This window comes from Shewanella psychromarinicola (genome assembly GCF_003855155.1).
Lineage (GTDB): Bacteria > Pseudomonadota > Gammaproteobacteria > Enterobacterales > Shewanellaceae > Shewanella > Shewanella psychromarinicola.
Window position 1 is genome coordinate 2,154,096 of the sequence record NZ_CP034073.1, and the last position, 12,016, is coordinate 2,166,111.

At 41.7% G+C, this 12,016-nt stretch carries 14 protein-coding genes; 10 read left to right on the plus strand and 4 right to left on the minus strand.

Annotated elements, in window-relative coordinates; all coding sequences use genetic code 11:
* Nucleotides 1-144: 144 nt before the first annotated feature.
* Entirely contained in the window at nt 145-2,730 is a 2,586-nt protein-coding gene (locus EGC80_RS09405) for a TonB-dependent receptor plug domain-containing protein (protein ID WP_124012339.1), read from the plus strand.
* An 82-nt stretch (nt 2,731-2,812) separates the two neighbouring features.
* Here EGC80_RS09405 and EGC80_RS09410 read toward each other — a convergent pair whose 3' ends face one another.
* Nucleotides 2,813-3,343, minus strand: a complete 531-nt coding sequence (locus EGC80_RS09410; protein ID WP_372491488.1) for a thioredoxin family protein — start codon at nt 3,341-3,343, stop codon at nt 2,813-2,815.
* Between the two features lie 138 nt (nt 3,344-3,481).
* On the opposite strand from EGC80_RS09410, the gene EGC80_RS09415 reads away from it, so the two are divergent.
* Complete coding sequence (locus EGC80_RS09415) at nt 3,482-4,099, plus strand: LysE family translocator (RefSeq protein ID WP_124012337.1); 618 nt, start codon at nt 3,482-3,484, stop codon at nt 4,097-4,099.
* Between the two features lie 231 nt (nt 4,100-4,330).
* On the opposite strand, the gene EGC80_RS09420 is transcribed toward EGC80_RS09415, so the two are convergent.
* Entirely contained in the window at nt 4,331-4,657 is a 327-nt protein-coding gene (locus EGC80_RS09420) for a DUF3144 domain-containing protein (protein WP_101034392.1), read from the minus strand.
* Nucleotides 4,658-4,729: 72 nt separating this feature from the next.
* Nucleotides 4,730-5,281, minus strand: coding sequence for a prepilin-type N-terminal cleavage/methylation domain-containing protein (locus EGC80_RS09425; RefSeq protein WP_372491490.1), 552 nt, complete (start codon nt 5,279-5,281; stop codon nt 4,730-4,732).
* Nucleotides 5,282-5,370: 89 nt separating this feature from the next.
* Between EGC80_RS09425 and ung the strand changes: the two genes are divergently transcribed.
* Entirely contained in the window at nt 5,371-6,030 is a 660-nt protein-coding gene (ung, locus tag EGC80_RS09430; protein ID WP_124012335.1) for a uracil-DNA glycosylase, read from the plus strand.
* A gap of 102 nt (nt 6,031-6,132) precedes the next feature.
* On the opposite strand, the gene ispB is transcribed toward ung, so the two are convergent.
* On the minus strand, nt 6,133-7,104 hold the full coding sequence (gene ispB, locus EGC80_RS09435) for an octaprenyl diphosphate synthase (protein ID WP_124012334.1): 972 nt from the start codon (nt 7,102-7,104) through the stop codon (nt 6,133-6,135).
* Nucleotides 7,105-7,508: 404 nt separating this feature from the next.
* Here ispB and rplU point away from each other — a divergent pair, with 404 nt between their 5' ends.
* The 7 genes from rplU (at nt 7,509) to EGC80_RS09470 (ending at nt 11,746) form a co-directional block, all read left to right on the plus strand.
* The gene (gene rplU / locus EGC80_RS09440; protein ID WP_011638532.1) at nt 7,509-7,820 is read left to right on the plus strand and encodes a 50S ribosomal protein L21; all 312 of its coding nucleotides are present in this window, start codon (nt 7,509-7,511) and stop codon (nt 7,818-7,820) included.
* Between the two features lie 16 nt (nt 7,821-7,836).
* Nucleotides 7,837-8,091 carry a 50S ribosomal protein L27 gene (gene rpmA / locus EGC80_RS09445; protein WP_006080527.1) on the plus strand — a complete coding sequence of 85 codons (255 nt, stop codon included), beginning with the start codon at nt 7,837-7,839 and terminating at the stop codon, nt 8,089-8,091.
* Nucleotides 8,092-8,290: 199 nt separating this feature from the next.
* Nucleotides 8,291-9,457 (plus strand): Obg family GTPase CgtA, encoded by a 1,167-nt coding sequence (gene cgtA / locus EGC80_RS09450; protein WP_101034395.1) that lies wholly within the window; start codon nt 8,291-8,293, stop codon nt 9,455-9,457.
* Between the two features lie 20 nt (nt 9,458-9,477).
* Nucleotides 9,478-10,236 carry a threonine/serine exporter family protein gene (locus tag EGC80_RS09455; RefSeq protein WP_101034396.1) on the plus strand — a complete coding sequence of 253 codons (759 nt, stop codon included), beginning with the start codon at nt 9,478-9,480 and terminating at the stop codon, nt 10,234-10,236.
* Between the two features lie 55 nt (nt 10,237-10,291).
* A complete protein-coding gene (locus EGC80_RS09460; protein WP_101034397.1) occupies nt 10,292-10,762 on the plus strand; it encodes a threonine/serine exporter family protein in 471 nt (156 codons plus the stop codon).
* Nucleotides 10,763-10,781: 19 nt separating this feature from the next.
* The gene (folA, locus tag EGC80_RS09465; RefSeq protein ID WP_124012333.1) at nt 10,782-11,264 is read left to right on the plus strand and encodes a type 3 dihydrofolate reductase; all 483 of its coding nucleotides are present in this window, start codon (nt 10,782-10,784) and stop codon (nt 11,262-11,264) included.
* A 95-nt stretch (nt 11,265-11,359) separates the two neighbouring features.
* Nucleotides 11,360-11,746: a DUF3718 domain-containing protein gene (locus EGC80_RS09470; RefSeq protein WP_101034399.1), complete on the plus strand. Its 387-nt coding sequence runs from the start codon at nt 11,360-11,362 to the stop codon at nt 11,744-11,746.
* Nucleotides 11,747-12,016: the final 270 nt, after the last annotated feature.

Below are 12,016 nucleotides of genomic sequence, written 5' to 3' on the forward strand. Positions count from 1 at the left end.
AAAAGTGTTAGCAATTGTAATTTAATTGTTATAAGAATGTATTGTAAATAGGGAGTGTTTCGATAGGGAGAGACATGTTTTTCACTCATTTTTGTGAAAAATATCGTCGACAAACAACAATAATAAGCAATTGAGAACATAATAATGATTCAATCAAAAAAATCTAAATTTGGTATCAGCTCTCTGAGCTTAGCCATTTCATTTGCACTTGCCGGAACGGTTATTAGCTCTCAAGCTTTTGCTGAAGATGAAGACATCGCAAAAAAAGAAAATGTCGAAAAAATCGCAGTCGTAGGTTCTCGTGCGGCACCTCGTTCAATTGGTGATTCACCGGTTCCAATTGATATTATCAGCAGTGATGACCTGAAAAAAAATGGTTCGACTGACATGATCGATATGTTAGTGACATCAGTGCCTTCTTTTAACTCTCGAGCACAACCTATTAGTGATGCCGCGACGCTTGTTCGCCCGGTCAACTTACGTGGCCTCCCGTCTGACAGTACGCTTATTTTGGTCAACGGAAAACGCCGTCATCGTGCTTCCGTTATTGCTTTCCAAGGTGGTGGCATTAACGATGGTGCGCAAGGCCCTGATATTTCAGTGATCCCTGGTGTGGCATTAAAGCAAGTTGAAGTATTACGTGACGGTGCTGCGGCGCAGTATGGATCCGATGCGATTGCGGGTGTGATGAACTTCGTATTAAAGGATGCTTCTGAAGGTGGATCAATTACTGTTAGTCAGGGTGAATATTACGAAGGTGACGGCGCAGCAACCACCATTGACGGTAATATTGGTTTACCTTTGACGGATGATGGTTTTATTAACCTCAGTGCACAATATAAAACCGCTGATGCGACTAGCCGCAGTGTACAACGCCCAGATGCCGCAGCGATTGCCGCAGCGGGTAATACATCCATTCAAGACCCTGCGCAAACTTGGGGTAACCCAGAAATCAATGATGATTTTACCGTATTTGTAAATTCAGGCTTTGATATCAATGACAACACCCATTTATACGCTTTTGGTAATGTGTCCTCACGCAAAGCGACGGGTGGTTTTTACTATCGTAATCCACAAGATCGTAGTTTGGTTTATTCAACAATCAATCCAAATGATCCAGATGATCCAGATGATGATACGAGAGAGCTATTGGTTGGTGCGATAAATGGCGACCAATCGACTTGTGGTGTTATCTCTGCTGAAGTACCAAACGTGCTTAATACGCCAGAGTATCAAGCGATGGTTGCCGATCCGAACTGTTTCTCAATGAACCAAATCCGTCCAGGCGGGTATACACCTCAGTTCACCGGTAAAATTGAAGATATGTCTTTCTTCGCTGGTGTAAAAGGCGAGTCTGGCGAGTGGATGTATGATGTGAGCGCAGGTACGGGCAGTAACAAAGCCAGCTTTGGTTTAAAGAACTCATTAAACCCATCAATGGGTTTAGATACACCAACTGACTTTGATACTGGTTCATACGAGCAAGTCGAAACAACTGTTAACATAGACTTTAGTCGTTTCGTGACTATTGGTAGCTTAGAAGATATTAGCTTTGCTACTGGTTTTGAATGGCGTGAAGAGTCATTTGAGATTGGTCAAGGTGATGAAGCTTCATGGATTGCAGGTCCTTATGCTGATCAAGGCTTCAACATTGGCTCACACGGCTTTAAAGGTTTTGGTCCAGAATCAGCCGGTAAAAATGACCGAAGCAACATTGGTGTTTATACCGACATTGAAGCGTATTTAACCGAAGACTTATTATTAGGCTTTGCACTGCGTTATGAAAATTTCTCTACTTTTGGCGACACATTAAACTACAAGTTAACCGCGCAGTATGTTGCAACCGATGAATTATCATTTCGTGCTTCACACAGTACTGGTTTCCGTGCGCCAACTGTGGGTCAAGAAAACGTAGTGAACACTCAAACATCGATTGTTAACGGTGACTTGATCCAAACCTTTACTGCGCCGCCAACCAATCCTTTATCTGCTTTTTATGGGGGTGAAGTACTTAATCCAGAAGAGTCTGTTAGCTATGCAGCTGGTTTTGTGTATCAATACGATAACTTGTTCTTAACGGTTGATTACTACAACATTGAAGTAACCGGTCGCATTGCACAGTCAAGCCAAATTTCGGTTGAAGCCAGTGACTATGATGCATTAAGAGCTGCCGGTGTTGAATTCCCTGAGTTAATCTCGGCGGTAACTTTCTACACTAATGATTTTGATACAACGACTCAAGGTGTTGATATTGTAGGTACTTATATGACAGAAATGCTGTCAGGTGATGCCAAATTTAGTTTAGCCTATGGTTGGACAGATACCATTGTTGATAAATTTGATCCTGAAACAACGGATGCAGGTAAGGTTCGTCGTTTAGAAGATGGTATTCCTGCACACCGTGCCACCCTTACTTGGGGCCAAAGCTGGGATGATTTAAGCATGTCAGTTCGTGGTAATGTCTTTGGTGAGTACTATGCAACCCATGCTGATGATACCTCTGCTGCTGGGTCTGAAATGGCTGATGCTGCAGTGACTATCGACCTTGAAGTCAGTTATGCGGTACTTGATAACCTAACGGTATCAGTGGGTGCAAACAACATCTTCGATCAAGAAGCGCAGAAGCTAAAAGACGGCACTTTAGGTGCGTTAGGTGCGGTGTACTATGAAAGTGGTCCATTCGATTACAACGGTGGTTTCTACTATGGCCGTGTAAACTATCGCTTCTAATTAATTGAAGTGGCAATGAGCGTTATTGGCTCAATGACAAAAAGACTGCTGCGGCAGTCTTTTTTTATTTTCATACTGCCACTTAAGCACCGTTCGGGTTGGCTAACGATAAAGCATGGTAAAGGTCGTCAATAATAAGTGCTTTAGGCAGCTCAATACCATTTGGATAGGCTGGGCCATAGACTTTATTATATGGGGTACCAGCAACCGCTTGCAGGCCCATATACTGCTCAATAACAGTATCAGCTCGGGTCCAGTTACCTTGCATTAAGATAATGTGCCGTTGGTTTAATGTATTGACCACTTGCTCGCGATGAAGCACATTGGCTTTATTGGTTTGGCAGGGCACACACCAGTCTGCCGTAATATCAACCAACACGATATTTCCTTGTGCCACATAGTCAGCAATTTTTTGCGGTTCAAGTGGCTGCCAATTCAATGTTTGGTAGGCTTGATAGTCTTCACCTTTATTAATAAAGGCAATAACACCGGCAAAACAGATCCCCATGAAAATGAGCATAACGATCACTAAGGTCGGGATCGGTTTGCCCTTTATTTTTGCCCAAATCAGTATGACTACGGCGCTGAACATAACCAAAAGTAATATCATCATTAATGTCGCCATAGGTTTCCTGTGTAAATGCTTTATCATCTCGTGGAGTTTCAGTACATTAGCATTGTCGGCTTAACTGGTTGTTAAAATGTATTTTGTACAAAGACTCATGATTGTTCATTGTAAATAAGAGGTGTTATGACGTTAAGTACTTGGCTGGGACTCCTCGCTATTTGTTGTTTGGGAGCAATGTCCCCAGGACCTAGTTTAGCTATGGTAGTGAGGCATACGCTCAGTGGCGGAAGATTACATGGCGTTGTGTGTGCTTGGGCGCATTCGATAGGGATTGGTGTGTATGCGTTAGTCACTTTACTAGGACTGGCCGCAGTATTAAAGGCATCCCCATTAATTTTTAATACCATAGCCATCATCGGGGCGATTTACTTAGCGTGGATGGGGATTAAGGCTCTAGGGTCTAAAGGCGGTATGCAGCAAAAGTTGGCTGCGGGCAAACCTACAGGTCTGTGGATTGCAGCAAGAGATGGTATTGTTATTTCGTTATTTAACCCAAAGATATTACTGTTTTTCTTAGCCTTGTTCAGTCAGTTTGTGTTAGCGGCTCAGACCGTTACCGGTCAAGGTTTGATTGTGCTTACGCCGTTAATTATTGATGGCTTGTGGTATACCATTATTGCATTCGTGTTATCACATTCAGCAGTATTACCTAGGTTACGTGAAAAGGCCAAGCTGATTGATAGGCTGTCTGGAATTGTATTGATCCTGCTTTCTATTAGGGTTATCTACACTCTGTTATAGCGCGTGCGTTTGAGGTGCTTAGACTAATAAATGATATTGGCTGCAAAAAATGCAATGGTTAGAGTGAAAAGTGAAAAGTGAAGAATGAATTGAGGCGATAACATGTGACGCTTATATTTGGCAACAGTTCGTGGTCAGTGATGAGCAAGGCGGTCATTAACAATAATCCATAGCAGTAATCTGCTAGGGATTATTGTTACAACTAATCATCTGTGGTGCGTAGAATGAATGTTAGCCGCCTTTAAACTGTTGCACGCTATCATCGCCTTTTTGTTCTTGTTCAGGTGCAGCGACAGGAGGGTTAGCGATATGGTCTTCTAAGTTTTCTTTTAGCATGGCTTTAAATTCATCAGAAAACCAAGCTAATGCATGATCTTTTTCAGCGGCAAGATCAGCTGATTTAATTGAGGCTTCGAACGCATTAAAGCGTGCAGAAGCAAATCTCATTGCTGTACCGACTTTACCAATATCATTTTCTTGTTGGCTTAGTTGATTGGCTAGGGCAATAAATTGGTCAGCTACTTGATACATTGTTAATTCTGTTTTGGCTTCAGACATTAGATCCACTTTGTTGGTAAGTTAATTTTCTACTGAGTGTAACGTCTTTAATTGAAAATATCAGGTAAAAAATTATCGATTGGGATCTGAATCTACCAACACTTGGCCGTTACGTGAATCATAATATATCGATATAAGCGGTAGTAAGTTGAAGTAATAACGGCATTGGTCTGGGTTGATATATTGAGCTTGGTAATCAGATGTATCTTTATTAGCACTGCTCGATACGCTGGGACCATCCTGCAACAGAGTAGGCCAGACGGAAAGGCAGTCATTAACATTATTCAATCTTGGCGAAGCTTCGTAAGGTGGATAATTTTGTGCAGGGTAACCCCATTGGTTCATATCAAGTTCGCCATCGGTTCCAGCTTGACTGAAAATAGCTAGATTATCTGCTGGGCCTGAATACCCCATGGCGGCCCATTTTATATGGGCCAAGGTTATTGCCGAAGAAAATGCCCCGCCAGTGGTTTTTACACTGGCTATTCTAGCGTCTTGGCCTAAATCGACGAACCTAGGCAAAGCGATAATTGCGATGATCCCAAGTATGATAATAACCACGACAAGTTCAATAAGGGTAAAACCGTTATTAGCAGTGCTTTTGTTATTATGTAATGGCATCATATTATTCATAAGGGTGATTAAGCTGTTAATAGTAAACCAAAGACTAAGTGGTTCACAAATTTGTCGTTTTCTTTTAAGGAATACATTGAATGACTTCCCATTGGCAAGAGCTGTTTGAGCAACAACAATCTCAGGCATATTATCAACATTTGCAAAGCTTTATAGCCTCACAAAGGGTCAATAATAAAACCGTTTATCCACCTGATGATGAAGTATTCGCGGCTTTTGATTTAACACCGCTGTCAAAGGTTAAAGTGGTGATATTGGGGCAAGACCCTTACCATGGGCCCAATCAAGCTCATGGGTTGTCTTTTTCGGTTAAAAAAGGCATAAAACCGCCGCCATCATTAGCGAATATCTATAAAGAATTACGTAATGATATTGAAGGCTTTGTAATACCCGAACACGGCGATTTGACCCCATGGGCTAAGCAAGGAGTATTATTATTAAATACCGTGCTGACGGTAGAGCAGGGGGTAGCTCATTCACATGCTAAATCAGGCTGGGAGGTGTTTACTGATAATGTATTGAGTCGATTGAATCAGCAATCATCGCCCATTATATTTGTGTGTTGGGGAAATCATGCGATTAAAAAAGGTCGATTGATTACCGCACCTCATCATGTGCTGCAGGGGCCACATCCATCGCCATTATCTGCTTACCGTGGTTTTTTTGGCTGCGGTCATTTTTCAAGCGTAAATAAAATATTATTTGAACAGGGTAAGAAACCCATTAATTGGCAAGTTTGATAACAAAAAAGAAGGCGTGAATATGATATTCACACCTTCTTTTTCAATACATCGTTATCAGAAAATCAATGTCATCGCGAACCATTCAGTTTTTAGCTACTGCTAATTATTGCGATTAACCGACAAGTGAGCTAATGAAATTAATGCTTGTTTGTAGTCATTTTCTGGGAAAATACTCAGTGCATCAATGGCTTTTTGTGCTTCGACTTGAGCTTTTTCTTGAGTATAAGTCAAGGCTCCAGACTCATCTAATGCGACTAAAATGTCATCAATTACTTTGGTTCCATCGCTATGCTTAATAGCGTCTCTAATCAATTTTTTTGCTTGTTCAGAGCCGTTTTCCATTGCGTAAATTAACGGTAATGTTGGTTTCCCTTCAGCAAGGTCATCGCCAATGTTTTTGCCTAGCTCGTCGGCATTAGCCGTATAATCGAGTAAATCATCGGTTAATTGAAAAGCCGTGCCGAGGTATTTACCGTAGTCAGCCAATGCTTGCTCTTGTTCTGGACTAACCTTAGCTAATACGCCGGCTAATTGAGTTGCCGCTTCAAATAACTTTGCCGTTTTACAGTAGATAACACGCATGTAGTTTGCTTCGGTGGTATCTGGGTCATTACAGTTCATCAACTGTAAAACTTCACCTTCTGCGAGCACGTTAGTCGTATGGGCAAGGACTTTAAGCACTTTCATGTTGTCGATCTCGGTCATCATTTGAAATGAGCGAGTGTATAAAAAGTCACCTACGAGTACGCTCGCGCTATTACCAAATAAAGCATTGGCAGTTTCACGGCCCCGACGCAGTGTCGATTCATCAACAACATCGTCATGTAATAAAGACGCTGTATGAATAAATTCAATAATTGCCGCAAGCTTAAGGTGATGTTCGCCTTGGTAGTCAACAGTTCGGGCGGCTAATACTGATAATAACGGGCGTAAACGTTTACCACCGCCATTGATAATGTAAAAGCCTAATTGATTGATTAGGGCTACATCAGATTCAAGTTGTTTGTATATCAGCTGATTGACTGCTTGCATATCAGTGTCAGCCAGTTGACGAATGGCGTTTAAATCCATAATAGTCTCTAGTTGTTGGGCGACAGGCTTTGCACCCTTAATTAATCATATCGAATTAGAGCGCATATCTTACAGGATATCAGTGCTATTTTTCAAAGTATGTATTTCCACAATTGAGCCGACAGAATCCTGATTTTGCGATAGTTTGCTGGATTACTCTCAATTCACCTATAAAACGTAGATCTAAATGAACACAACCATGTTAACTAAATTTTAAAGATGACACATTAGCTATTAATGAATAGTGTGCAGTAATAAGGTCTTTTTTATTTGAGAGTGAATTATGACTTGCCTGATGATAATTCTTCGCGTAGAATCCGCGCCCATTGTCATTAAAAGTTTTTTAGCACCTAGTCTCGTCAATAATATGAGTTAGTGTGTTAGTCATTTGGAGTAAAATAGCCATGTACGCTGTTTTTCAAAGTGGCGGTAAGCAACATCGTGTTGCTGAAGGTCATACAGTTCGTTTAGAAAAATTAGAAGTTGCTACTGGTGAAACCGTAGAATTCGATCAAGTTTTATTGATCGCTGATGGTGAAACAGTGCATGTTGGTGCTCCTTTAGTTGCTGGCGGTAAAGTCGTAGCTGAAGTAGTTGGCCACGGTCGCGGCGAAAAGGTAACTATTATCAAGTTCCGTCGTCGTAAGCATCACGACAAGAAAATGGGCCACCGTCAGTGGTTCACTGAAGTTAAAATCACTGCGATTAGCGCATAATTTAGGAGTCTAACTCATGGCACATAAAAAAGCTGGCGGTTCTACTCGTAACGGCCGCGATTCAGAAAGTAAGCGTCTTGGTGTTAAGCGCTTTGGTGGTGAATCAGTTCTAGCTGGTAACATTATCGTTCGTCAACGTGGTACTAAATTCCACGCTGGTGTAAATGTAGGTATTGGTCGTGACCATACTTTGTTTGCATTAACAGACGGTAAAGTAAAGTTTGAAGTTAAAGGCGCTAATAACCGTAAGTTTATTAGCATCGAAGCTTAACTCTTTACAAGCTAGATCTCGAAAGCCCTGCCTATGGTGGGGCTTTTGTGTTTTTTATATCACTAAACTATTATAGATAGTTTGATGGTTTTGTTATATGCAGTAGGCGATATCGTGATGAATACTATCTTCAGCGCTTTCCTGCAAACCCCATTGATTTGGGGCTATAATTACAGATTATGTGGCGTCAGGAGTCAGTATGAAGTTTGTTGATGAATCGAATATTCGCGTAGAAGCCGGTGACGGTGGAAGCGGTTGCGTGAGTTTTAGACGCGAAAAGTATGTTCCCGATGGTGGCCCTGACGGTGGTGATGGTGGTGATGGCGGCAGTGTATATCTGCAAGCTAACGAAAACCTCAATACACTGATTGATTACCGCTTTACTCGTTTTCATATGGCTGAACGTGGCACAAATGGCCGTGGTCGTGATTGTACTGGCCATGGTGGTAAAGATTTAGTTCTTCAAGTACCTGTCGGTACTCGTGCTATTGATCAAGACACTGGTGAGTCTCTGGGCGATTTAACTGCAAATGGGCAAAAGTTACTTGTGGCTAAGGGTGGTTTTCATGGTTTAGGTAATACTCGTTTTAAAACCAGTACTAACCGTGCCCCGCGTCAAAAGAGCTTAGGTACCCCAGGTGAAGTCCGTTCATTGAAGCTCGAGCTTTTATTGCTTGCTGATGTGGGTTTGTTAGGCATGCCAAATGCCGGTAAATCAACCTTTATCCGCTCGGTATCACGTGCGACGCCTAAAGTCGCTGACTACCCGTTTACCACTTTGGTACCCAACCTTGGAGTGGTTAATCCGCGTCCAGGTCAAAGCTTTGTTATTGCCGATATCCCAGGTCTAATTGAAGGTGCTGCTGAAGGTGCTGGCTTAGGTATTCGTTTCTTAAAGCATCTTGAACGTTGCCGTATGTTGTTACATATAATCGATATCGAACCCATTGATGGTACCGACCCAGTGTATTCTGCTCGTGCCATTGTAGGTGAGCTTGAAAAATATTCTCCAAAGCTAGCAGCAAAACCGCGTTGGTTAGTGTTTAACAAAATAGATTTGATACCTGAAGATGAACTTCAGCAAAAGATTGATCAAATCGTTAATGAATTAGATTGGCAGGGTGATGTGTACATCATGTCAGCGTTCAACAGAACTGGCACTGAAGAGTTAAGCATTAAAGTGCTTGATTATATTAGAAGTTTACCGGCCATTGTTGAAGAAATAATCCCTGATGCAGACGTCGAATTCAAATGGGATAATTATCATAGTGGTGAAGAAGAAATTACCAATGAAGATTATGATGATGACTTTGATGATGATTTTGATGATGATGATTATGATGTAGAAGTCATCTACCAACGCTAAATTGCTCATTTGAGGATTTCGTGTACGAAGATAGCCAAAATGAAATTACCCGTCTTGTAGTGCGCTGTGCGCAACTACTGTTGGCCTATGGTGCTGAGTCTGATCTTGTTGAAGAGATTAGCCAGCGCCTTGGTAAAGCGCTCGGTCTTGCTAGCATTGAGTTATCGATTTCATCTAATGCATTAGTATTAACTAGCTTAGTACAAGGACGATGCGTTACCACGACCCGTCGTATTCGTGCTCATGGCATTAATATGATGGTGATTTGTGAACTTCAACGCATTTGTATACTGACAGAAAAAGGTATTTATGGTGCTAATGAAGTTCGTAGACGCCTCGCTCATATCACTCCTAAATCGTACCCCGCTATTGCTGTAATTCCTATGATTGGTTTGTCATGTGCAAGCTTCTGTCATTTATTTGATGGTGATCTGATGGCGTGCCTAATCACATTTTTTGCCTCATCGACTGGAATGATGGTGCGGTTATTTCTTGCCTCGCGGCATTTCAATTTATTAGTTAACTTCTCGCTGACCGCGTTTGTGATCACTGGCATTGCCCAAATTGGCTACATTTCCTCTATTACCGAAACGCCTCAAGCGGCAATGGCGGCAAGCGTGTTAATGCTTGTCCCAGGATTTCCACTGATTAATGCCATTTCTGATATGGTTAAAGGCCACATGAATGTGGGTATTTCTCGTTGGGGCCATGCGACCTTGTTAACCTTAGCATCGGTTATTGGTATTACCATTGCAATGCAACTAGGGGGCATTTTTTAATGTTAACCTTAGCATCGGTTGTTACCATTGCAATGCAACTGGGGGGCATTTTTTAATGTTATCCCTGCTGAGTTTACTGTTACATGATGCTTTTTTTTCGGCGATACCCGCAGTCGGTTTTGCGATGGTGTTTAATGTCCCTAAGCGCTATTTAATCTACTGCGCCATAGCGGGTGCCATAGGTCATAGTTCAAGAACTTTTTTATTAAATTTTTCAATGCCAATTGAATGGGCGACCTTTGTTGCAGCTGCGATTGTTGGCTTGATCACCATTCAGTTCGCTAAACGTCACCTTGCGCCACCATTGATGTACGCCGTGGCGGCTATTATTCCTATGGTGCCAGGTACCTACGCATTCAATACTGTCATCGCATTAATTCAATTAACGGCACAAAGCCAAGTCAGTCCAGAGCTCAGCGCTCAGGTCATCGTAAACGGGTTAAAAACGGTGTTTATTCTAGGTGCGCTTGCTGTTGGGTTAGCGTTACCTAGCTTACTTTACTATCGCAACAGACCGATTATTTAACGACAAGGATTTTGATATAATGCGTATCGCGATGATAGCTGCTATGGCTAACAATCGAGTCATTGGTAAAGACAATAAAATGCCCTGGCATTTACCCGAAGATTTACGCCACTTTAAGGCCATGACGCTATCTAAACCCGTGGTGATGGGCCGCAAAACATTTGAGTCAATCGGGCGGCCATTGCCTGGACGGCATAATATTGTGATTAGCCGTGATAGTCAGCTGAGTTTTGAGGGTGTGTCCTGCGTGACAAGTTTTGATGAGGCTATTACCCTTGCTGGTGATTGTGATGAAATCGTGGTGATTGGCGGCGGTCAGCTTTACCAACAAATATTGCCTAAAGCCGACGTTCTTTATCTTACTTTTATTGATGTAGATGTAGATGGTGACACCGTCTTTCCTGATTGGGATGATGGTTCTTGGGTTTTACAGAACTCAGAAAGTGCAACAAACGACAAAGGATTGCAATATAGTTTTAACACTTTACACAAAAAGTGTTAAATTAGCAGCGTTTAACCCTGAAATTAGATGAACTGGCTATTTACACAATAAGCTAAGTTCATTGCTAAATAACTATAATTAGAAAGGAGTGTCAGATGCGTCTATTGCCTGTGGCTATTGCAGCCCTGATTGCAGCATCTTCTGTGTCAGCCCCTGTTATCGCCGATACAGATCAATTAGTTGCAAATATTTGTAATTATGTACAATCAGACGATAAAAACCGTTTACGTAAAAAAATGAAAGAGAACCGTGTTAAATTACGTAATGTTTACTCAAGCATTTCTTGTGATGGCAGCAGTTTATTGCGTACTGCCTACAAATCGAATGCTGATGATACCGGTGAATATATTGCGAAGCGGATGCCAACATCTGATCTTGCTGCACCTGAAGCTGATGGTAAAACCATTTTAGATTGGGCTGCAGAAAATGGCCATAGTGCAAGTGCCATTAGTGCTGCGATCAAGGAACGTATAGGCGGTTAAGCCGCCCCGTTGATGGATTCTGATGATGTATCATCAGTCATCGAATGAGTACGATAATATAAAAAAATGCCGACATTATTTGTCGGCATTTTTTATTCTACGGCAAGCATTTATCAGCACAATATACGTACATCGTAATAGGTATTAGATCATATTAGGTATTTAGATCGCATTATCTGTTTAGAGCATATTATCTGTTTAGATCATATTATCATTTTAGATCGCATTATCTGTTTAGCGCATATTATATGTGTAGATTATATCGTGTGC

Bases quoted from the DNA above. Each gene is read 5' to 3' on its own strand.
- folA (WP_124012333.1), top strand. From the start codon at position 10,782: ATGCGTATCGCGATGATAGCTGCTATGGCTAACAATCGAGTCATTGGT.
- ispB (WP_124012334.1), bottom strand. From the start codon at position 7,104: ATGGATTTAAACGCCATTCGTCAACTGGCTGACACTGATATGCAAGCA.
- rplU (WP_011638532.1), top strand. From the start codon at position 7,509: ATGTACGCTGTTTTTCAAAGTGGCGGTAAGCAACATCGTGTTGCTGAA.
- EGC80_RS09405 (WP_124012339.1), top strand. From the start codon at position 145: ATGATTCAATCAAAAAAATCTAAATTTGGTATCAGCTCTCTGAGCTTA.
- EGC80_RS09415 (WP_124012337.1), top strand. From the start codon at position 3,482: ATGACGTTAAGTACTTGGCTGGGACTCCTCGCTATTTGTTGTTTGGGA.
- EGC80_RS09460 (WP_101034397.1), top strand. From the start codon at position 10,292: ATGTTATCCCTGCTGAGTTTACTGTTACATGATGCTTTTTTTTCGGCG.
- EGC80_RS09425 (WP_372491490.1), bottom strand. From the start codon at position 5,281: ATGATGCCATTACATAATAACAAAAGCACTGCTAATAACGGTTTTACC.
- EGC80_RS09470 (WP_101034399.1), top strand. From the start codon at position 11,360: ATGCGTCTATTGCCTGTGGCTATTGCAGCCCTGATTGCAGCATCTTCT.
- rpmA (WP_006080527.1), top strand. From the start codon at position 7,837: ATGGCACATAAAAAAGCTGGCGGTTCTACTCGTAACGGCCGCGATTCA.
- EGC80_RS09410 (WP_372491488.1), bottom strand. From the start codon at position 3,343: ATGATGATATTACTTTTGGTTATGTTCAGCGCCGTAGTCATACTGATT.
- EGC80_RS09420 (WP_101034392.1), bottom strand. From the start codon at position 4,657: ATGTCTGAAGCCAAAACAGAATTAACAATGTATCAAGTAGCTGACCAA.
- cgtA (WP_101034395.1), top strand. From the start codon at position 8,291: ATGAAGTTTGTTGATGAATCGAATATTCGCGTAGAAGCCGGTGACGGT.
- ung (WP_124012335.1), top strand. From the start codon at position 5,371: ATGACTTCCCATTGGCAAGAGCTGTTTGAGCAACAACAATCTCAGGCA.